Source organism: Chryseobacterium ginsengisoli, from assembly GCF_039542325.1.
GTDB classification, from domain to species: Bacteria; Bacteroidota; Bacteroidia; order Flavobacteriales; family Weeksellaceae; genus Chryseobacterium; species Chryseobacterium ginsengisoli.
Genome location: NZ_BAABHX010000003.1, coordinates 281808 through 302638 on the forward strand (window position 1 = coordinate 281808; position 20831 = coordinate 302638).

Sequence of the window (20831 nt, forward strand, 5' to 3'; positions counted from 1 at the left end):
CTCAAATGTGAAACAGCCTTTTAATTATTTATTCTTCATTCAACATTCCAAGTTCTCCGAAATGTTTTTTAAACTTCTGGATTTTCGGACCTACAACCGCGCTGCAATAAGGCTGTGTCGGATTTTCATTGTAATATCCTTGATGATATTGTTCGGCTGCCCAGAATTTGTCGAATTTCGTTAATTCGGTCACATAAGTTCCTGCCCATCTTCCTGATTCCTGAGATGTTTTGATGGCTTCTTCTGCTTTTGCTTTTTCAGCATCATTTTTATAGTAAATAACAGAACGGTATTGCGTTCCGATATCATTTCCCTGTCTGTTTAATTGTGTCGGATCATGAAGGAAAAAGAAAACATCCATCAATTGTTCATAAGAAATTATTGCCGGATCATAAGTGATCTGTACGACTTCTGCATGACCTGTTTCTCCTGTACAAACTTCCTTGTAAGTCGGATTATCTTTATGTCCTCCCGAATATCCTGAAATTGCAGATTTCACACCTTTCAGCATATTGAAACAGCTTTCCACACACCAAAAACATCCACCTCCGAAAGTAATCTGTTCTAAATTATTGTTATCCATTTTAAGTTAATTATTGTATTTAAGTGTTTTTCTCTTTTAATGATTCTTTAATTGAGAAAAAGTCAATCAAAAATAAGGAAAAGTTTTTCATTTGATGATTCCTTAAGCCTTCTAAACTGAAATTACACGTATAGATTTAACAAATAATTACAATAAAAAAACAAACAATCCCAAGAGTGGAATTGTTTGTAATTTTTGGTTTCTGTTTAAAGCGCTGAAATTTTTTACATTTTTATTTGATGATTTGGGCTTTTAATACAGTATGAATTAACCAATTTCTGTTTAATTTTTTAATTACTAACTTCACACTGATTCTTGTGGCAATTCCATTTGTATCCTTCAGGACAACTGGTATCACCTAAATAATAGCTAGCTTCTTTACAGTCGTCCAAATCCTTTATAACTTGTAGAACCGAACGCTCACCACCCAAGATGCTTTTTTTATCCTCTCTGTTTAATAATTTAATTCCTTTTAGATTTTTAAGATTTTTCATTTTGTCTAGATTTTAAATAATAAAATATCTCAAACATTTTAAGACAATTGAGATTTTTGTCTGACGGATTCTTGCAAGAAATCTTTGACAAATATTGAATAATCTGACAGAAAAAAATAATAAACAAACTGATTTTATAAAAATTGTAAGTGATTTTTTAGAAATAATCAGTCGAAAGTTTATCCGTAAGTTATTGGTTTTTAATTTTTTGTTTTTGTTTTGAGCTTTTTAAGATATGTATTTGTAAAAACTGAAGATTCCGAAGAAGGAAAAATTAATTTTACAGCAAATAATTTTATATCACGATGAATAAAAACAATTCGAATGTAAACGGACTAAAGAATGCGTCTGTTTTGTCAAGAGAAAAATGTTCAAAAATTATGGCAGGACTGGTAAAAGAGTTGCCGACTATTCCTGAAGAAGGCGGACCTTCCGGTTCTGCTGCAGGAGGAAGTGGTGGATCGGGACAAACTACATGTGGTGTTGCTCCGCCAATAGATGACCCATTGTATCCATTGTGGGTTCAATGTATGTGGGATCGTGCTCATCCTTTACAAGCAGGATATTGTGTTCTTCCTTAAAATTATTCTTTATTAAGCTGCTCAATAAACTGATAAGGCGTAATACCTTTTAAGCTTTTAAAAATTCTGGAAAATGAAGTTCCGTTTTTATACCCGGTCATTTCTGCTAAAGACTGGATCGTGTAATTACGGAGCTTTTTATTTTCTATAAGTTCATTTACAATATGATCTACTCTTAGTTGATTGGTGTAATCTCCGAACGACACTTCTTTGTGCTTATTAATGAAGCTTGAAAGATAGCTTGTGTTGGTTCCTATTTTTTTCGCAACACTATATTGGTCGTATTCCTGTTTTAGAAAATACTTTTCTTTTTCTAATTTGGTAAGCCCGTCCTGTATTTTCTTCTCATTTTCGTCCGTTAATATTATTTGTTGTTTCGAAATAACAGGAGAGTTGCTGACTGTAATATTTTCAATATTGTTGTTCTCTTCATATTGCTCAATGATTTTATGAAAATTTGCAATTGCCCTTTTCTTTGTTTTTATCTGATAATAAATAATTCCGGAAAGAACAGCTAAAATCAGACATGAAATAATAATCCAGAAGAGAATATTTCTTTCATGATTGTCTATTTTTTCCTTTAAATGGATAACCTCATCGTTAATATCTTTTTTATGCAATTCTTTGTAAAGTGTTGCGAGATCATTTTTTTCATGAGCATTTTTTTTCTCATACAACTCAATAAAAAGATTGGAATAATATTGCGCAGAATCCTTTTTGTTTTCCTTTAAATATATTGAGGATAAAAAATTTTGACTGAAAATGTATTCATTATTTATGATTGAATCCTTCTCTAAAGTTCTCGTGAAATCGAGAAAGTATTTTTTAGAATTTTTAAAATCATTGGATTCGTAATACGTTGAAGCGATATTATATTTAAGTTGATCTATATATTCCTTGGATTTCAGACTGTCGTAAATTTTCAGGCTTTTAAAATAATAATCGTTTGCAGTTTTGTACTTTGATTGATGCTCATACAATGCTCCAATCTTTAAATAAGTCGTTGCGGTAAGGTTTACGTTTTTGGTTGCTTTTAAGAGGGTATTAAAGTTCGCCAAAGCACTGTCGGCATACTTTTTATGATTTGTTGGATTTGAGATGAATTTATTCAGATATAATAAACCCAGATTAGAAAAGTTATTTTCATAAAGGATCGGGTAATAATCTTCAGCGTATAATCTTTTGTTTTTTTCTAAAAGCAATAATACTTCTTTGGTTTCTGTAATAGCTTCGTCTGTTCTTTTTAAGTTGGTTTTAATTGTCGCGATATTTCCTTTTACCTTAATAATCTGCTGAATATCTTTATTCTTTTGAGCGAATTCATGAGCTTTTATAAAGTTTTTTAATGCTTCAATGTTCTTCAGATTGGTTTTGTCGGTATTTCCTAAAATATTGTAAATATTGGATAAATCCTTGTAATTGTTTTTATCAGTAGGCGAAACCTTTTTCAGAAAATTATTGATATGATTTACATATTCTTTATCGTTGAAATTTGAGTTGGTAACTGTTAATAATTGTCTTTTCGCGGTATATGCAAAAGCAAGATCTATCGGTTCCTTAGAAGAAAAAACTTTATTCACGTATACTAAAGCGCTATCTGTTCCTATCGTTGGGTAAAGAAAAAATTTATTTTTATAAAGAGCAATTTCCTGTCGTGTTTGTGAGAATGAAAATATGATAATTAAAGAAAAAAGGAATGTGAAAAATCTTTTCATCATGGATTGTTTCCGGCAAATGTAATAAAAATCATTCCTTCAAATAATTTTAATAATTCATATTTATCTAAAATTGATTTATAATAGAGAATTTCAATATACTGAAAACAAAAAAGCAACCTTAAAGAAGGATGCTCAATGTTATTTGAAACAGGATTCAGTTATTTTTCCCAAACTAAAGCACTTGCGCCAAGAATAGCTGCATCTGCTTCGTCCAGTTCACTGAAAACCAATTTTACTTTATTTCTGAAAATCGGAAGAAGATTTCTTTCCATATGAAGTTTTGCAGGCTTTAAAATAAAATCTCCTGCCTTGATAACTCCACCAAATAAAAGAATCGCTTCCGGAGAAGAAAACATTACGAAATTCGCCAATGCTTCTCCTAATTTCTGACCTGTATATCTGAAAACTTCAATAGCAATTGGATCACCTTTTACAGCGCACTCATAAACCGTTTTAGAATTGATTTCTTCTTCAGGAAACTGACTCAACATCGATTCCGGGAATTCCGCTCTCATTTTCTTTGCCGTGATCGCGATTCCTGTTGCAGATGCATACGCTTCAAGACTTCCTTCAGAACCTGTACTCCAGTGTTTTCTTCCACCTGGCTTTACAATTGTGTGACCCAATTCTCCTGCGAATCCGTCATGTCCGTAGATCAGTTTTCCACTGGATACGATTCCGCTTCCTACACCTGTTCCCAGAGTGATCATGATGAAATCTTTCATCCCTCTTGCAGCTCCGAAAAGCATCTCACCAAAAGCAGCTGCATTAGCATCATTGGTCATTGTCGCAGGAAGACCGAATTTTTCAGTCATTAATTTTCCGAAAGGAATTACGCCTTTCCAAGGTAAGTTTGGAGCCTGTTCGATTGTTCCTGTATAATAATTGCCATTAGGAGCACCGATTCCGATTCCGTCGAAGGTCCTCTCTTTACTGTGCCTTTCAATCAGGGGATTGATATTTTCGTACAAAGCATCAATATACTCTTCTACAGTTTCGTAGGCATCTGTACGCAGATGTCCTTTTTCAAGAACTTCACCTCGGTGGTTTACAACTCCAAATTTTGTATTCGTTCCGCCTATGTCAATACCAAGGGCAACGTTTTTTGATAAATCGATTAATGACATTTCTATTCTAAAATTCTAAAAGGTTAAAATTATAAAAAAGATTGTATTCTGAGACGATTAACCAAATATTTATTGAAAAAAAATATTATGTTGTTTTTAGGGTTTTCTTTTTTCTTCTTCCCCACCAAACTAAAAAGCCAGTGACTGGTAATGAGGCACATATCAAACTTACAATGAATGCAATGATCTTTGTTGGAAGTCCCAAAATCGATCCGACATGGATATCATAATTCGCTCCCACAGTTTTTTCACCGAAATTTTTGTCTTTCATGTCGTGAGTATGAAGCAATTCGCCTGAGTTTTCATCAAAAATTAAACTACTGCTTTTGTGATAAGAATATGATAAGTGTTTTACGTAAACCTCAAAATTCGGATGCTCGTGATCGTCCATATGTTCATGACCAAGATCAATAGAGAAACCATAAGAATTCGGATATTTAGCTTTAACAGTATTGCTTATTTTATCCAAAGTTCCTTCTGTCCTTAATTCAATCGGAGCTTTTGTTTTAATAGAAGAGAAATCAGGATAAGCTGTTTTTCCACCTGAGAAAATAAAATAAAATGCTGCCTGAACAACAAAAAATGCATAAAAAAGTCCTGTCAATGAGAAGATTAATGCAAAAATAGAAGCGTAAAATCCTAAGATGTTGTGAAGGTCGTAATTTTTTCTTTTCCAGCTTTTTACGTTCTGCCATTTGAAAGAGAAACGTTGTTTTCTTGCTGCTTTATTTTTAGGCCACCAAAGAATAATCCCTGAAATTAGCATAATAACAAAAATAATTACAGGAATTCCGACAACATAGGTTCCCCATTCCTGTTTTAATAAATAACTCCAATGGATCATTTTTACGATCTGGAAAAAGCCGTTTTTCTCATCATAAACTCTTAAAACCTTTCCGTTGTAAGGATTTACATAAGCTGCTTTATAAATAGGAAATTCATCAAAATAATTCCAGCCTTTCGGGTTGTGTTCGTACCAATAAAAAAGATAAGACATCTTTTTGTCAATCGGAATATTCACCCAATGAACAGGATATTTTTCTTTCACCTGCTCTACGACAGATTTCTCTAAAACACGGATTGGAAGAACCTGTTTTTGCTCGATATTCTGTTCGTTGTGATAGATGACATCTTTACGGGTAATATTTTCAATTTCATCTTTGAAAACATATAAAGCTCCTGTAATGGAAATAATGAAGATTAAAAACCCAATACCCAGACCAAACCACAAATGCAGTTTTCCTGTCCATTTTTTGAATGTGCTTGGCTTTTTCTTGTAATGCTTCTTCTTCATAGTTTCTTTAAGTTTGGCAAAGATAAGATTTTAATTTTTATTTAGAATGTTTATAAATTGGGTTAGGCTTTTTCTTTAAAGGCAAGGTGGGACAATGTCTTATTGTAAAAGCTTGTGTTTGATTTTAAGATTGATAAAGACGTTTTATTTAATTTCGAAATACAAATTGTGGGTCTGTTAAATGAAACGCCTTTAGTTTTTATTACTTATTTTCTTCAAACTATTTCCGTCCACTTTGTCATCCCGTAGGGATCTAAGCATAGTATTAGAAATTTAAATGAATTATTTGTGCCTAGATCCCTACGGGATGACAAAGTGGATGGGTATTTAGATTTAAAAAACTCAATTAAAATTTATATTCAACCATAAAAGTCCCTCTCATTCCCAATGCATTGGTAAAATCGGCATCTCTTGCTCCCCACCAAGCAATGGCAGGCTGATAAACTTTGTTGAATACATTTTCAACGCCTAAGGAAACTTTCCAGTTTTTGTTGACGTCGTAGCTCGATTTAAAGTTGAAAACCGTGTATTCCGGAACTTCTCCTTCTCCGTAAACATACAATCCAGTTTTTGCATTCGGATCGAATCTATCCTGTCCGAAAGCATGAAGCATATCAAGTCCGACAGATAGTTTTTGGATAGGTCTTACCTGAACGTATGCCAAAACTTTTGGGGCAGAAATTCTGCTATTGTTAATCTTTGTTGAATAATCCCCGTCGTCTTTTGGAGAAGTAATTCCTTCCATCCAGCTGTAACTTCCACCGAAATTAATCCAATTTGTCGGGTTGAAATGTAAGAAACCTTCAACTCCATACACAACTTCTGGTGCTCTTTGAATCGTCAATGCTCTGTCCGGACTTTGGATGAAAGTTGCTCCTAATTTTGAAGTACTCACATAAGAAGTTACTTCGTAATTCAGCCATTTTGTGATCTGTCCTGTTGCTCCCAATTCGTAATTATTAACGATGATTGGTTTTGTTTCAAGATTAGAGATCGTATCGGAAGTTGATGTTCTCAAAATTCTTCCCAGTTCATTAATTGAATAAGCCTGAGAAAAACTTCCGAAAATATTGATCATCGGATTGATGTTGTAACGAAGTCCAAGGTTTGTAACCAAAGCATTATATTCAAGATTTCCTCCTGTCACGAAGATACTTTTTGTAAATGTTCCGTCTGATTTTACGGTTGAAAGAGTGTTGAAATCGTCGACTTTCACCTTCATATTTTCATATCGAAGACCTCCTTTGATGGTAATTTTCTTTAATAAATCAATTTTAACCAAAGCAAAAGGTGCGATGTTTGTCATATTCATATCGGGAGTCCAGTAACGACCGTCTTCCAGCTTCTGAACAGTTTGATCATTCAGAATATCAACCCCGTAGATAACTTCTGCCTGAGAATTCTGTGCATTCCAAAGTTGGGTGTCAAAATTGGCTCTTGCTCCATATTTTTTAGAAATTACATTAGACTGACCTCCATTTAGGAAAGTATCGCTGTATCCATAAACGGTTCTGAAATCCTGCATGTAAAGATTTATATTCAAAGAAGTTCCTTTCCAGATATTTTTATTGTCGTAGCTTACTTTTAAGTTATGATTTCTCGGCGTTCCTTGTGGAGTTGTTTCCAACCCTTTTCCTAAGCCCTCTCCGATTGTAGGAGTTACGCCATATTTTCCTGTTTTTAAACCTAAATTTAAATCAGATTTTGATGCGTAGCCAATGTAAGAGGCTTCAATTCTTTGATTATCATTAATGTTATAGCCTAACTTTAACATTCCGTTGTAGTTGTCCATTTTTGCGGTGCTGTACGTCGGACTTAAATTCACACCATTTGCATCTTTCATATAACCTGTTCTTTCATAAGCGAATGAAGCAACGTAATCGAACTTTTTAGCAAAACTTCCGGAAAGCAATTGGCTCGCTCTGTAACCTAAAGTTCCCCCGTAAGTTTGTCCTGTAATACCAACCTGAGAAATTCCGGAGATTTTTTTATCAGAATTATTTTTTCTTGTGATGTAATTGATGATTCCTCCGTCGGCTCCGTTTCCGTAGATTGATGAAGCACCTTTAATAACTTCAATTCTTTCGATAACGGAAGGATCAATGGATCTTAAATCTCTCGCTCCGTTTCGAAGTGGAGTAGACTGTGGAATTCCGTCAATTAAGACCAAAACCTGACGTCCTCTCAACGTTTGCCCAGTGTTTGAAGTCTGTCCGGAACTTGTCGCCAAACTCGGAACTGTATATTGTAAAATGCTTGTAATGTCTGAATTTACCGTCAATTGTGACTGAATTAGCTTTTGATTGACAATCGTTACAGAACTAGGAATTTCTTTGATGTTTTCTCTTTTTCTGGAAGCCGTTAAAACAACCTCATCCACGTCTTTTACCTGTAAAGAATCTTTTTGCTGTGCAAATGTGGTGATTGTAGCTAATGTGGCTACGGATAGTATTATTTTCTTCATTTTTTAATTCCTTTTTTCTTCTTTCCTAACCATACTAAAAATCCTGTTACGGGCAATGAGGTGCAGATTAATCCTGCGATAAACCAAATAATTTTTCCAAAGATTCCAAAGTATGAACCCGTATGAATGTCATAATTGGCATTGGCATATTTTTCTGCTGTATTAAGTTCCTGATGAGGTTTATTTGATAATAATTTTCCTGAATATTTATCGAAAACCAATTGATTTCTGATGGCAAATTTTCCGTCTTCGCCATATACGGAAACCGGAATATTTTTTAAATCTTTTCCTTTTTTATTTTTTCCGTTCAATGGAATTCTGAAACTCGATAAGGTTGAATATAATTTTCTTGTTTCTTCTGCCGTAAGATCAAATATTGCGTTATTCTTTGTTAAAAGTGAGTCGGGAGATTTGATTTCTTTTTCTTTCGGAAGTTCCAAAGAGCCTGAAAGTGTAATATTAAAAGCATTTTTTACCCAAGGATAAGCAAAGTAAATTCCTGATAAACTCAATATTAAAGCAATAAATGAAGCATAAAATCCCAAAATATTGTGAAGATCATAGTTTTTGCGTTTCCAGATTTTTACATTTTTCCAGTCGAATGAGAAACGACCTTTCCTCATTTTTTTATTCTGAGGCCACCAAAGAATGATCCCTGTAATCAACATAATGATGAACAAAACAACCGGAATTCCAATTACATATTTTCCCCAGTCTGCTTTTAACAATAAACTCCAGTGAATGGCTTTTAAAATAGGGAAGAGGTCATATTTTTCATTATAAATTCCGAGAATTTCGCCTGTGTACTGATTAACATAAATTAATTTGTTGATTTTAACTTCATCAAAATAATTCCATGCTTTTTTATCTTTTTCGTAATATAAAAACTCGTAAGATTTGTTTTTATCTAAAGGAATTTCAACCGAACTGATCGGATATTTCTCATTAACCTCCAACGAAACTTTTTCCTTTAAAACCTCAATAGACAAAGGTTGTTGAGAAATCGTTTCCGGTTTTACAAAAATGGCATCTTTTCTAAGCTGATTCTGAATTTCATCCTTAAAAACATACATCGTCCCCGTTAAAGAAACAATAAACACAATGAGCCCAACGGACAAACCAAACCACAAATGCAGTTTGGCAGACCATTTTTTTGTAAAAGAAGGTTTCTTTTTATGATGATGCTTCTTCTTCATAGTAAAAAGCTAACCTTTTTGAGGGCTAGCTTTTGTTTTATTTATTAAAATTTATATGCAATTGTTCCTAAGAAATTCGCCAACTTTTGCGGATTCGCTGTAGAATATCCTGTCCAGTAATGTTCATTCGTGAAGTTATCAACTTTAACTCCGATTCTGAATTTCTTGGCATCGTAAAACGCATTAGCATTCAAAACAAAATATTTTGGTAATATGAAATCTCCTGTTACATTATTGTCACTGGCATAATTTCCACCAAATCCGAATCCCAGACCTTTTAATTTTCCATCAACAAATTGATAAGCTAAGTTGAAATTTGCATTCCAGAAAGAACCAGCTGTTGTTGGTCTTAAATCTGTCGCTTCGTCTACTGTATCATTATAAGCCAAACCTCCAACTAAAGAGAACCCTTTTACAAGGTATGCATTAACTTCCAGCTCGAACCCTTTACTAAGTGTAGAAGCGGCTTGTTTTTGAACTGAAGCAAAAGCTGGGGTATATTCTCCGGTGTAAAGCAATTGGTTTTTCACTTTGATGTTGTAGTAAGAAACCGTTGCATTGAATCTGTTTTTAAATAAGCTTGCTTTAAAACCACCTTCAAACTGATTTCCTCTTTCAGGGTCTGATAAAGTTGTATTTCCTGCTACATCAGATGTATAATATCCGTTAGACTTGAAAGAGTTCTGGTAGTTTCCGAAAACCGAGAATTTATCTTTTACAATTTCATAAACAATTCCAGCTTTTGGGGAAAATGCAGATTGGTTGAATGCTTTTTCAGGAGTTGCTCCTGTTGCAGGTCCTACAAGTCCTCCCAGGTAATCGTTATTTTCATAACGAAGTCCTGCCATAATATGTAAGTTGGCAATAGGAGTAAATAAGTTGGAAATATATCCTGAATACGTATTTAAATCTCTCAAATAATCCCAAGTTGAAAATTTACTTGTATCCGCATACAGTGCAGACAAAGCAGCGTCATTCATTCCTGAATAATCTGCACCTGAAGCGGCTACAGTATCAAAATCACCGTTCAAATATTTGTATTTCAATCTTTCCGTTGTTCTCATATAATCAAAACCAACAACCGTTTTGTTTTTCATTCCGTTGGAGAAATCATAATTGAAGTTGAAGTTTTGTTGAACTTGAAACCAAGATTTTTTACTGTCGTTTGTAGATTGGTCTGCTCTGTTAACCAAATATTGTCCTCCTGTGTAAGAAATCGAAAAATACGGATTATAACCGTCGGAATAAGAATCAGAATTATTGATATAAGTATTCGAGGTAATGTTATCGTTGATTTTCCATTTTACGTTTCCGAAAACATTAGAATTTCTTGCCGTCATGTATAAATCTTTTCCCGTGTAAGATTCTTTATAATCTAAACCTGCCACTTTTTCCAAATCCTTCATATTATCAATTCCGTTCAAAGTTTTCGGTGAAAGATAGAAGAAATAAGGATTTGCTGTTACTCGGTTGCTGAACAATTCATAATCTACATTTAGCTGAACTTTGTCGGAAACATTCCAAGTCAGACTTGGTGCGAATGTTGTATATTGGTTTTTAGCATCGGGTTTCGTGAAGTTTCCTTCATTTGTATAAGCCGTATTGATACGGAAAAGCAAGTCTTTTGTAATCGGAGCATTAATATCCGCAGTTGCTCTGTAAGTATTGTAACTTCCCGCAGAAGCTGAAACTGCACCAAAGAAGTTTTGCTGAGGCTTTTTAGTGACTCTATTGATAAGACCACCATAAGAAGCTACATTACTTCCGTAAAGTGTTCCAACAGGACCTTTTAGAAATTCCAATGTTTCCACATTTATTGCATCAATTGTAGAAGTAACGGGAGCAACCACACCATTTCTTGTAGAAGCTTGTGACGGGAAACCTCTCAAAACAAAGAATGAACCACCATCTCCGGCTCTTCCTGTAGGATTCCACATTTTCTGCAATCCTGTTACATTTCTGTAAGCATCATCAACAGTAAAAATGTTTTCATTTTCCAAAATCCCTTTGTCGATAGAAGAATAAACTTGTGGATTTTCTATGAACTTCACCGGCATTTTATTGGAGGATTCAGTATCAAGTTTTTTCACCATTTTATTGATGATAACTTCTTCTATACTTTTAGTATTTGCAGAATCTTTTTTCTCTTGCGCAAACGTTAGCATAGAGCCCAACAATGAGGCGCAGATCAGTACATTTTTCATGAAAGTCAAAATTTCTGCAAATATATTGTTTTTAATTATTCTAAATTAGAAATAGAATTGATATTTATCATATAATTGTTATACACTAAATAACAAAAACCCGCAACAATGTGTATTGATGCGGGTTTTATATTATGAATTAATTATTTTCTTAGGCAGGAATTTCTCCTTTGTACAAGAATGAAATAATTTCTTTGTTTAATTTATCGATCATTTCACTGAATAAGTGGAAAGATTCCTGTTTGTAAATTACCAACGGATCTTTTTGTTCGTAAACAGCTCCCTGAGAAGATCTTCTTAAATCATCCATTTCACGAAGGTGAAGTTTCCAGTTTTCATCGATGATGGATAAAGTAATATTCTTTTCAAAATCATTGATTAAACTTTCACATTGTGTATCGTAAGCCTCTTTAAGATCTGCAACGATTGTCATTGTTTTGTGACCGTCCGTGAAAGGAACCTGAATCATTTTAAACATCGAACCTTGATTTTGATATACATTCTCAATAATCGGGAATGATTTCTCTTTCAATAAGTTCAGTTTCATTTGATAGTCTTCCTGAGCCGCTTTAAATAAAATATCCGTTAATTCCGGAACTTGCTTGTTACCAAAATCACTTTCAGAAACAGGAGAACCCATTGTGAAATGTTTGATAATTTCAAATTCGAAATCTTTATAACTTCCGTTAGCTTTTCCTTTCGCAACGATAGAATTAGCAACATCGAAAATCATATTTGTGATGTCATATTTCAAGTGATCTCCGAACAATGCATTCTTTCTTCTCTTGTAGATTACGTCACGTTGTTTGTTCATTACGTCATCATATTCAAGAAGTCTCTTTCTTGTTCCGAAGTTGTTTTCTTCTACTTTTTTCTGTGCTCTTTCGATAGATTTAGAGATCATAGAATGCTGAATAACTTCACCTTCTTTATGACCCATTCTGTCCATCATTTTAGCGATTCTTTCAGAACCGAAAAGACGCATCAAATTATCTTCCAAAGATACATAGAACTGAGAACTTCCAGGATCTCCTTGTCTTCCCGCTCTACCTCTCAACTGTCTGTCAACACGTCTTGAATCATGTCTTTCTGTTCCGATAATTGCTAAACCTCCTGCTTCTTTTACTTCTTTAGTCAGCTTAATATCGGTACCACGACCCGCCATGTTTGTTGCAATTGTCACAACTCCAGGCTGTCCTGCTCCTGCAACGATTTCTGCTTCCTTCTTGTGAAGTTTCGCGTTCAATACCTGGTGCTGGATTTTTCTTAACTGTAATGCTTTTGAAAGCAACTGAGAAATTTCAACAGAAGTAGTACCAACCAATACAGGTCTTCCAGCTGCCGTTAATTTTTCGATTTCTTCAATTACAGCGTTATATTTTTCTCTGTTAGTTTTGAAAACTAAATCTTGTCTGTCGTCTCTTAAAATTACACGGTTGGTAGGAATTACCACAACGTCTAATTTATAAATTTCCCAAAGCTCACCCGCTTCCGTTTCAGCAGTACCAGTCATCCCCGCAAGCTTATTATACATACGGAAATAGTTCTGTAAAGTAACGGTTGCAAAAGTTTGCGTTGCAGCTTCGATTTTTACGTTTTCTTTAGCTTCAATTGCCTGGTGAAGACCGTCAGAATAACGTCTTCCTTCCATGATACGACCTGTCTGCTCGTCAACGATTTTTACTTCACCATCAATTACCACATATTCATCATCTTTTTCAAATAATGTATATGCTTTAAGCAATTGGCTCATCGTGTGAACTCTTTCAGATTTTTCAGCAAATTCTGCGAAAAGTCTTTCTTTAGCTTCGAATTCTTCTTCTTTGGATAAATTTTTAGCCTCAACTTCAGCGATTTCAGTTCCGATATCCGGAAGAACGAAGAAATTGTTGTCCGAGTTTCCTTGAGACATGTATTCAACACCTTTGTCCGTCAAATCAACCTGATTGTTCTTTTCTTCAATAACGAAGTAAAGATCTTTATCTACAATCGGCATGTCACGGTTGTTGTCCTGCATATATTGAGCTTCAACTTTTTGAAGCAATGCACGATTTCCGCTTTCCGATAAAAATTTAATTAATTGTCTGTTTTTAGGAAGACCTCTGTAAGCCTGAAGCAATTTAAATCCTCCTTCTTTTGTGTTTCCTGCAGCGATTAATTTTTTAGCCTCATTAAAAATTGTGGAAACAGTTTTTTTCTGAACATCAACAATTCTGTCGATTGAAGGTTTTAGAACATCAAATTCCTGTCTGTCACCTTGTGGAACAGGACCGGAAATAATCAAAGGTGTTCTTGCATCATCTACCAAAACTGAGTCAACCTCATCCACTATTGCAAAGTTCAATTCTCTTTGTACCAATTCTGAAGGCGAAGTTACCATGTTATCTCTCAAATAATCGAAACCGAATTCGTTATTTGTTCCATAAGTGATATCTGAATTGTATGCTTTTCTTCTTCCGTCTGAGTTAGGTTGGTGATTATCGATACAGTCGATGCTCATTCCATGGAATTGGTACAATGGTCCCATCCACGCCGAGTCTCTTTTTGCAAGGTAATCATTCACTGTTACAACGTGAACTCCTCTTCCCGGAAGTGCATTTAAGAAAATTGGAAGTGTACCTACCAAAGTTTTACCTTCACCGGTTGCCATTTCGGCAATTTTACCGCTGTGAAGAATAACCCCTCCGATAAACTGAACATCGTAATGTACCATATCCCAGTTTACAGGCGTTCCGGCAGCATCCCATGAGTTTTTCCAAACAGCTTGATCTCCCTGAATTTCTACGAAATCTTTTCCTGCGGCAGCCAATTGTCTGTCCCAATCGGATGCTGTGATACGGATTTCGCCATTCTGTGCCCATCTTCTTGCTGTTTCTTTCACTAATGAAAATACTTCAGGAAGAATTTGTAGAAGAACTTTTTCTTCGATTTCGTATGATTCTTTTTTTAGAGTCTCGATTTTTGAGAAAAGAGCCTCTTTTTCGTCAACGTTTTTCGAATTTTTTATCTGCTCTTGTGTCTGTTCTATCTGAGCTGTGATTTTGCTGGTTGCAGATTTAATATTTTCTTTAAACTCAGCAGTTTTCTCTCTCAAACCATCATCAGACAATTGCTGAATACTTGGTTCAACAGCTTTGATTTTTGTTACAACTTTTTTTACTTCTTTTAGGTCCTGCGCTTTTTTGTCTCCCAAAAACCCTTTTAGAACTTTGTTTAAAAAACTCATAAATTTTTTGCTTTATGCCTAAAGGATATCCTTTAAGCGTTTTTAATAACACTTATCGTGTAAAAATTGATATTTAAAAAAGGGCAAAAAAGCTCTAAGCAAGGCCTAAAGCTTAATGCTTCTAATTAATATTCGTCTTCGTTCCAAAGATAATCTTCGTCCGTAGGATAGTCGCTCCAGATCTCGTCGATTGCATCATAGATTTCTCCTTCATCTTCGATTGCCTGAAGATTTTCTACCACTTCCATAGGTGCACCAGTTCTGATTGCGTAGTCGATAAGTTCAGACTTAGTCATTGGCCAAGGTGCGTCACTTAAATATGAAGCTAATTCTAATGTCCAGTACATAATTTTCTAATTTTTTGCAAAAGTATAAAAATAGCTTATATTATATGCTTTTTTATACCTGATTTTCAATTCTTTTTATTAAATTTTGTTCATCGTATGCCAAAAGAAAGTATTAGAGCGACTTTCTAGGGCTTACTTGAGGTCATTTTCTCAAAAACCATTCCACAAATTTTTTTATGCCATTTTGGAAGTTTGTGTCAGGTTTGTAGCCAATTAATGTCTTGGCTTTTGTAATATCTGCATTGGTTTTCATGACATCTCCGGGCTGCATTGGCAGATTTTTTCGGATGGCAGATTTTCCTAATGTACTTTCTATGGTGGAAAGCATTTCATTTAAATTAATAACTTCACTTTCGCCAAGATTGATAATTTCGTACACATCGGAATTATTTTCCAGATATTGAATAGATTTTAAAATTCCATCAATAATATCATCAATAAAAGTATAATCTCTGGCCGTTGTTCCATCTCCGTAAAAAGGGATTTCCTGATTTTCTGAAATCAATTTTGTGAATTTATGAATGGCAAGATCAGGTCTTTGTCTTGGTCCATAAACCGTGAAAAACCTTAATTGAATCATATCAATTTTATATAAATCATGATAAACATGACCTAAAATTTCTCCACATTTTTTTGTTGCAGCATAAGGAGAGATTGGGTTGTCTACATTGTCAGTTTCAGAAAAAGGAATTTTTTCGTTATTTCCATAAACGCTTGAAGATGATGCGCAAACAAATTTATTAATATTAAAATCTTTACACAATTCCCAAAGATTCATTGTTCCGCGTATGTTGACTTCTTCGTATTCCAAAGGTCTTTCGATCGAAGGACGGACTCCGGCAAGTGCGGCAAGATGAATAATTAAATCAATTTTATGATTTTTAAAGATTTCCTCCAGTCCTTTTTTATCGCGAATATCCTGATAATATAATGTGTAATTATTTGATTTTGAGAGAAGAATTAATTTTTGGATATCATTCTCCTTATCAGAAAAATCAAAAGTGGAATTTTCACCAATTGACTCTAATGTGTTTGCAATTTTTATCTGATAGTTGTAGAAATCATCAAAATTGTCAACGTTTATGACAGAATGTCCTTTTTTTAATAATTGCTCGACCAAGTGGGAACCAATAAAACCGCTTCCGCCAGTTACAAGATAATTCATCCGTATGTTTTTCTTACCACAAAAATATAAATTTACTTTGTGAAAAATATAATTGTTAAATTTACTTAAAAAAGTAACATAAAATTAATATATGCAGTTTCAAGGGCAAATTTTAAAGATGACGAGCTTCAATGATGAGCCGATTCAATATTATCTTAATCTTTCGGGAGATCTTATTCACATGAATGAACTGTTCGGAAAAGAATTAACAATAAAACATACAGGTTTTCAATGTGTGAACTGTCAGTTGAATAAGCCAATCTACAGAATGGGATTTTGTAAAAGCTGCTTTTTTGAAAGTCCTTATGCAAGTGATACAATTATTCGTCCGGAACTTTCTACAGCACATTTGGGAATTGCGGAACGGGATTTGAATATAGAAAAAGAAATTCAGTTACAACCACACACAGTTTATTTGGCTTACACGGGAGAAGTGAAGGTAGGAGTGACGAGAAATACGCAGATTCCTACAAGATGGATCGATCAGGGAGCGACTTTTGCGCTTCCGATTGCAAGAACCGAAAACCGTTATGAAGCAGGAATGATAGAAGTTGCATTAAAACAGCATGTTGCAGATAAAACAAGCTGGAAAAAAATGCTTCAGGATGATTTTGAGGGAGAAATTGATCTTGTTGATTTTCAGCAAAAGATTAAAGAATATTTTCCGGATGATTTTCAGAAATTCTACAGTAAAGGAGAAAATCTTTGGAAATTTGATTATCCTTTTGAAAAACCTGAAAAAGTTACCTCTTTCACTTTAGATAAAAAACCGGAATTTACAGGAAAATTGACGGGAATTAAAGGTCAGTATCTTGGTTTTGATGGAGGAAATTTTATGAATGTAAGAGGACATGAAGGCTATGTGATTGAATTGAGTATAAAAAATCAGCTTTATTTTAAAATGAATTAAATCAAATCACAAATATGAAAAAATGGGTTAAAAAGTTAATGATTAGTCTTGGAATTTTGTTGGTAATCATTTTACTGGCAAATTTTGCACTTAATATTTGGCTTAAAACCCAACTTCCGAATTACATCAAAAACAATACAGATTACAAAGTTTCCTACAAATTGTTGGAAGTTGATCTGATGTCCGGAAATATTCTTTCGACAGGAATTACGGTTAACAGTAAAAATCCTCAAAATGTTAATGTTATCGGTCTTCAGGGAACGATTGATACTTTGAAGATCAGTCGTTTTGGCATTTATGATGCGATTTTCAATAAACAAATAAGTTCATCGGATTTATTATTATCAAAACCACATTTAAATATTATTCTCGCAAAACCTGTCGATACAAAAACAGGCAAAAAAAGAAATCCTGTCAAATTTGAAAATATCAGAATTAATGAAGGAAATATCAGCATTTTCAGGCATACAAAACAGAAGTTTTTTTCTGTTCAGGATCTGAATTTATATGTTGAAAATCTTCAGATGACGGAAGAGTCTGTTGAAGATAAGCTTCCTGTTGTTTTTGATAAATATGATATTAAAGGAAAGAATTTTTTTGTTCAGCCGGATAATGTTTATGCATTGAAAATAAGTGCGATACAAACATCGAACGGAAGAATGTCGATTGATAATTTTCAGTTGATTCCTTTAATGAGTTTTGATCAGTTTAAAAAATACTATCCTAAAAAAAATAAACTTTTCCAATTCAATATTCAGAAAATGGAATTCACGGATATTGTTTTGAAAAAGAATAAAGTCTCTCTTGCCAATGCTAATTTCTACAATTCTGATCTTTTAGTTTATACTACAAATGCGGTTCCGATAAAGGCTAAAAAACCTCTTAATTTTCAACTCAATCTTGAGGATGTAAAATTAAATAACGCAACGGTACAGGTGATGAAACCCGACGGAAAAAAGCTTTTGTATGCTGAGAAACTTAATTTAAATATCAATGAATTAAGGTTTGACAAGGAAACGCGGGAAGAAATGATTCCTGTAGGTTACAAAAATTTTCAGTTTTCCGGGCAAAATATTTTGTATTCCAATCATCAGGATTTTAACATTGGAAGTTTAACATTAAATCCTAAAAAGGGAGAACTGAGAAATATTTCCGCTGTTCCAAATGGTTCTTCAAAAGGTAAAACTTCGATGGATCTTACAACAAATTATATTGGTTTTAATATTAATAAATGGGAATTTATTGATAAAAAGCTGAATCTTGATGTAAAAGATGTTTTTGTAGATAATGTAAAAGGAACGATAAAAGCGGGTGAAGTTAAAGACAATAAAAAACCAAACCTTGCCGGAATTCAGTTTCCAATTTTAATAAGAAAAGTTACGCTGAAAAATTCTAATATTACATACGATAAAGGAAATCAGCTGTTGATTTTTAATGATCTTAATGCAACAATTAATGATATTCAGCTTACTTCGAAACCTGACAATTCGGGAATGGCTGTCAATGTGAAAGATTATTTTGTAACGACTAAAAACTTCGCTTACAAAACCCAGTTTTACAATATGACGGTCGGATTCTTGAAGTTGAATAAAAATAATATTCAGATTTCTCAATTTGCAATGAAACCCCTCGTTTCGAGAGCTCAGTTTATCAAAATGATACCTGTTGAAAGAGATTTGTATGATATTAAAGCAAATCAAATTACCGCTGATGGAAATTGGGACTTATTTTCTCAAAATAAATCGATCAATGCATCGAATGTGACAATTCAATCTGCAGATGCCAATATTTTCAGAAGTAAAATTCCGAATGATGATCCGAAAGAAAAACTGTTGTATTCTGCGTTGCTCCGATCTATAAAAATCCCAATGAATATCAGCAATCTGAATCTGAAAAATTCAATATTGGTTTATGAAGAAGATACGCCCGAAAGTGCAGGTCCCGGAAAACTTACATTCAGTAATTTTAATATGAATGTTAAAAATCTGAACTCGGCAAAAGCAAAAGGAAAGCCTACGAGAGTTGATATTAAAATCAATTGTTCTTTCATGAATTTGGCTCCGCTTTCTGTCAACTGGAATTTTGATGTGGCAGACCGACGTGATATTTTTAATATTTCAGGAAGAGCAACGAATCTTCCTGCGCAGGGAATTAATCCGTTTATTCGTCCGTATTTGCATGTAACGGCAACAGGAACGATTCAGGAAATGCTTTTCAATTTTAAAGGAAATCCAAGAGGATTGAATGGCAGTTTTAATCTTCGACACAAAGATTTAAAGATTGCGATTTTAGATAAAAACAATCAGGAAAAGAAAGGCTTCTTAACGGCTGTTGCGAATTTACTGGTAAAAACAGATTCGGGTAAACTTCCTGAAGATGTACAGGTTGAAGATGTGGAAAGAGATCCTACGAAGTCGTTTTTTAATCTTTTCTGGAAAGGAATTGAGCAAGGCTTAAAGAAAACTTTAATCGGAATTAATATTGATAAAGCCAAAAAGACTGTTGATAATGCCAAAACTACCGTAAAAGAGGTGAAAAAAGATGTGAAAGGTATGAAACAGTCTGTAAAAGAAATTGGCAAGGAAATTAAGAAAACTTCAAACGAAACCAATAAAGAACAGCCTAAAGAAGGAAAAGAGAAAAAGGGATTCCTGAAAGGGATTTTCAATAAAAAAGAAAAGTCCGAAACTGAATAATTTCGGACTTTTTATATATTTAATAATTATAATCTTCAATTTCCTCAACAGGAATATCTCTTAAGAATTTATCAAAATCCTGACCTGGATAATTACTGTCTGCGCCGTAAGAATCAATAATCATTCCCATATTTCCTGAAGTATCTTTTACGAGATAAAGAACTGCGCTGTCATCCGGATTACTGTCTCCTTCGAAACGGTAAGTTTTTAATATCGTTAAATCGGCAGGTTTATAATTTTTATCTGAATTTTCGAATTTCATCTCACAGTTTTCATTCATTCTGAACTCTCTGTGAATGCCTCTTTCTTTAAGTCTTTCCATGACCTGACTTAGTGTTGTCATATTTTCTGAATTTTCCATAATAATATTTTCTTTTAAAAATACAATAATTAAACCATTGAAAGTAAAAAAGTGGTATTTTAAGGAATTATATTTAAGCAGGAAAACGAGGCAATGTTAACAAAATTTATAATGATATAAAATCGGTTGGGTACACTTTTTGCAATAATGAAATAAATAAATCAGACAAAATATGAAAAAAGAAGTCGGCGTTTTACTGGCGGGAGGAGTTGGTCTTTTGGCAGTATTAAGCATCATAGGAATTAAGAAGATATTAAATAAAAAAGATAAAAAATATAGTGATACCTATTCGGATTATCACAGACACTTTGACGGAAAAAACCACGAGGATGATTATCACGGGGTTGAATTTTATGCACTGAAGTAGTTAAAAAATATATCCAATCATGTAAAATCCAACACTGTCACGGTGTTGGATTTTTTTGTGGAAAACTTTAATGTTAAAACTCATTATTTTATAAAATT

16 protein-coding genes are annotated in these 20831 nt (G+C 33.7%); 4 read left to right on the forward strand and 12 right to left on the reverse strand.

Going from position 1 to position 20831, the window contains the following annotated elements:
* Positions 1 to 28: 28 nt before the first annotated feature.
* Together msrA and ABD940_RS10450 are read right to left on the reverse strand one after the other, a co-directional pair.
* Positions 29 to 583 carry a peptide-methionine (S)-S-oxide reductase MsrA gene (gene msrA / locus ABD940_RS10445; RefSeq protein ID WP_345203311.1) on the reverse strand — a complete coding sequence of 185 codons (555 nt, stop codon included), beginning with the start codon at positions 581 to 583 and terminating at the stop codon, positions 29 to 31.
* A 290-nt stretch (positions 584 to 873) separates the two neighbouring features.
* Positions 874 to 1077, reverse strand: coding sequence for a hypothetical protein (locus ABD940_RS10450; protein WP_345203314.1), 204 nt, complete (start codon positions 1075 to 1077; stop codon positions 874 to 876).
* A gap of 305 nt (positions 1078 to 1382) precedes the next feature.
* On the opposite strand from ABD940_RS10450, the gene ABD940_RS10455 reads away from it, so the two are divergent.
* Positions 1383 to 1658 carry a hypothetical protein gene (locus tag ABD940_RS10455; protein ID WP_345203316.1) on the forward strand — a complete coding sequence of 92 codons (276 nt, stop codon included), beginning with the start codon at positions 1383 to 1385 and terminating at the stop codon, positions 1656 to 1658.
* A gap of 2 nt (positions 1659 to 1660) precedes the next feature.
* Here the strand turns inward: ABD940_RS10455 and ABD940_RS10460 are convergent, their stop codons facing one another.
* The 9 genes from ABD940_RS10460 to ABD940_RS10500 all read right to left on the reverse strand — a co-directional run bounded on the left by ABD940_RS10460 (position 1661) and on the right by ABD940_RS10500 (position 16399).
* On the reverse strand, positions 1661 to 3373 hold the full coding sequence (locus ABD940_RS10460) for a helix-turn-helix domain-containing protein (RefSeq protein WP_345203319.1): 1713 nt from the start codon (positions 3371 to 3373) through the stop codon (positions 1661 to 1663).
* A 161-nt stretch (positions 3374 to 3534) separates the two neighbouring features.
* Entirely contained in the window at positions 3535 to 4503 is a 969-nt protein-coding gene (locus ABD940_RS10465) for an ROK family protein (RefSeq protein ID WP_345203321.1), read from the reverse strand.
* An 85-nt stretch (positions 4504 to 4588) separates the two neighbouring features.
* Positions 4589 to 5797, reverse strand: a complete 1209-nt coding sequence (locus tag ABD940_RS10470) for a PepSY-associated TM helix domain-containing protein (RefSeq protein ID WP_345203324.1) — start codon at positions 5795 to 5797, stop codon at positions 4589 to 4591.
* A 346-nt stretch (positions 5798 to 6143) separates the two neighbouring features.
* On the reverse strand, positions 6144 to 8261 hold the full coding sequence (locus ABD940_RS10475; protein ID WP_345203326.1) for a TonB-dependent receptor: 2118 nt from the start codon (positions 8259 to 8261) through the stop codon (positions 6144 to 6146).
* Positions 8258 to 9457, reverse strand: coding sequence for a PepSY-associated TM helix domain-containing protein (locus ABD940_RS10480; RefSeq protein ID WP_345203328.1), 1200 nt, complete (start codon positions 9455 to 9457; stop codon positions 8258 to 8260). The genes ABD940_RS10475 and ABD940_RS10480 overlap by 4 nt, the downstream gene beginning before the upstream one ends.
* Before the next feature lie 44 nt (positions 9458 to 9501).
* Entirely contained in the window at positions 9502 to 11661 is a 2160-nt protein-coding gene (locus ABD940_RS10485; protein ID WP_345203331.1) for a TonB-dependent siderophore receptor, read from the reverse strand.
* 151 nt (positions 11662 to 11812) lie between these two features.
* Positions 11813 to 14887: a preprotein translocase subunit SecA gene (gene secA / locus ABD940_RS10490; protein ID WP_345203333.1), complete on the reverse strand. Its 3075-nt coding sequence runs from the start codon at positions 14885 to 14887 to the stop codon at positions 11813 to 11815.
* Between the two features lie 125 nt (positions 14888 to 15012).
* Positions 15013 to 15234, reverse strand: a complete 222-nt coding sequence (locus ABD940_RS10495) for a DUF2795 domain-containing protein (protein WP_047399050.1) — start codon at positions 15232 to 15234, stop codon at positions 15013 to 15015.
* Between the two features lie 142 nt (positions 15235 to 15376).
* On the reverse strand, positions 15377 to 16399 hold the full coding sequence (locus ABD940_RS10500) for a GDP-mannose 4,6-dehydratase (protein ID WP_345203336.1): 1023 nt from the start codon (positions 16397 to 16399) through the stop codon (positions 15377 to 15379).
* A 91-nt stretch (positions 16400 to 16490) separates the two neighbouring features.
* Here ABD940_RS10500 and ABD940_RS10505 point away from each other — a divergent pair, with 91 nt between their 5' ends.
* Both ABD940_RS10505 and ABD940_RS10510 read left to right on the forward strand, forming a co-directional pair.
* Positions 16491 to 17309: a DUF2797 domain-containing protein gene (locus tag ABD940_RS10505; protein WP_345203339.1), complete on the forward strand. Its 819-nt coding sequence runs from the start codon at positions 16491 to 16493 to the stop codon at positions 17307 to 17309.
* A gap of 14 nt (positions 17310 to 17323) precedes the next feature.
* Positions 17324 to 20005 carry a hypothetical protein gene (locus tag ABD940_RS10510; protein ID WP_345203342.1) on the forward strand — a complete coding sequence of 894 codons (2682 nt, stop codon included), beginning with the start codon at positions 17324 to 17326 and terminating at the stop codon, positions 20003 to 20005.
* Positions 20006 to 20024: 19 nt separating this feature from the next.
* Here the strand turns inward: ABD940_RS10510 and ABD940_RS10515 are convergent, their stop codons facing one another.
* Positions 20025 to 20366, reverse strand: coding sequence for a hypothetical protein (locus tag ABD940_RS10515; RefSeq protein ID WP_345203347.1), 342 nt, complete (start codon positions 20364 to 20366; stop codon positions 20025 to 20027).
* A gap of 172 nt (positions 20367 to 20538) precedes the next feature.
* On the opposite strand from ABD940_RS10515, the gene ABD940_RS10520 reads away from it, so the two are divergent.
* Positions 20539 to 20733: a hypothetical protein gene (locus tag ABD940_RS10520; RefSeq protein WP_345203349.1), complete on the forward strand. Its 195-nt coding sequence runs from the start codon at positions 20539 to 20541 to the stop codon at positions 20731 to 20733.
* Positions 20734 to 20831 lie beyond the last annotated feature (98 nt).

Coding starts and splice junctions, on each gene's coding strand:
- msrA (WP_345203311.1), bottom strand. CDS start 583: ATGGATAACAATAATTTAGAACAGATTACTTTCGGAGGTGGATGTTTT.
- ABD940_RS10450 (WP_345203314.1), bottom strand. CDS start 1,077: ATGAAAAATCTTAAAAATCTAAAAGGAATTAAATTATTAAACAGAGAG.
- ABD940_RS10455 (WP_345203316.1), top strand. CDS start 1,383: ATGAATAAAAACAATTCGAATGTAAACGGACTAAAGAATGCGTCTGTT.
- ABD940_RS10460 (WP_345203319.1), bottom strand. CDS start 3,373: ATGAAAAGATTTTTCACATTCCTTTTTTCTTTAATTATCATATTTTCA.
- ABD940_RS10465 (WP_345203321.1), bottom strand. CDS start 4,503: ATGTCATTAATCGATTTATCAAAAAACGTTGCCCTTGGTATTGACATA.
- ABD940_RS10470 (WP_345203324.1), bottom strand. CDS start 5,797: ATGAAGAAGAAGCATTACAAGAAAAAGCCAAGCACATTCAAAAAATGG.
- ABD940_RS10475 (WP_345203326.1), bottom strand. CDS start 8,261: ATGAAGAAAATAATACTATCCGTAGCCACATTAGCTACAATCACCACA.
- ABD940_RS10480 (WP_345203328.1), bottom strand. CDS start 9,457: ATGAAGAAGAAGCATCATCATAAAAAGAAACCTTCTTTTACAAAAAAA.
- ABD940_RS10485 (WP_345203331.1), bottom strand. CDS start 11,661: ATGAAAAATGTACTGATCTGCGCCTCATTGTTGGGCTCTATGCTAACG.
- secA (WP_345203333.1), bottom strand. CDS start 14,887: ATGAGTTTTTTAAACAAAGTTCTAAAAGGGTTTTTGGGAGACAAAAAA.
- ABD940_RS10495 (WP_047399050.1), bottom strand. CDS start 15,234: ATGTACTGGACATTAGAATTAGCTTCATATTTAAGTGACGCACCTTGG.
- ABD940_RS10500 (WP_345203336.1), bottom strand. CDS start 16,399: ATGAATTATCTTGTAACTGGCGGAAGCGGTTTTATTGGTTCCCACTTG.
- ABD940_RS10505 (WP_345203339.1), top strand. CDS start 16,491: ATGCAGTTTCAAGGGCAAATTTTAAAGATGACGAGCTTCAATGATGAG.
- ABD940_RS10510 (WP_345203342.1), top strand. CDS start 17,324: ATGAAAAAATGGGTTAAAAAGTTAATGATTAGTCTTGGAATTTTGTTG.
- ABD940_RS10515 (WP_345203347.1), bottom strand. CDS start 20,366: ATGGAAAATTCAGAAAATATGACAACACTAAGTCAGGTCATGGAAAGA.
- ABD940_RS10520 (WP_345203349.1), top strand. CDS start 20,539: ATGAAAAAAGAAGTCGGCGTTTTACTGGCGGGAGGAGTTGGTCTTTTG.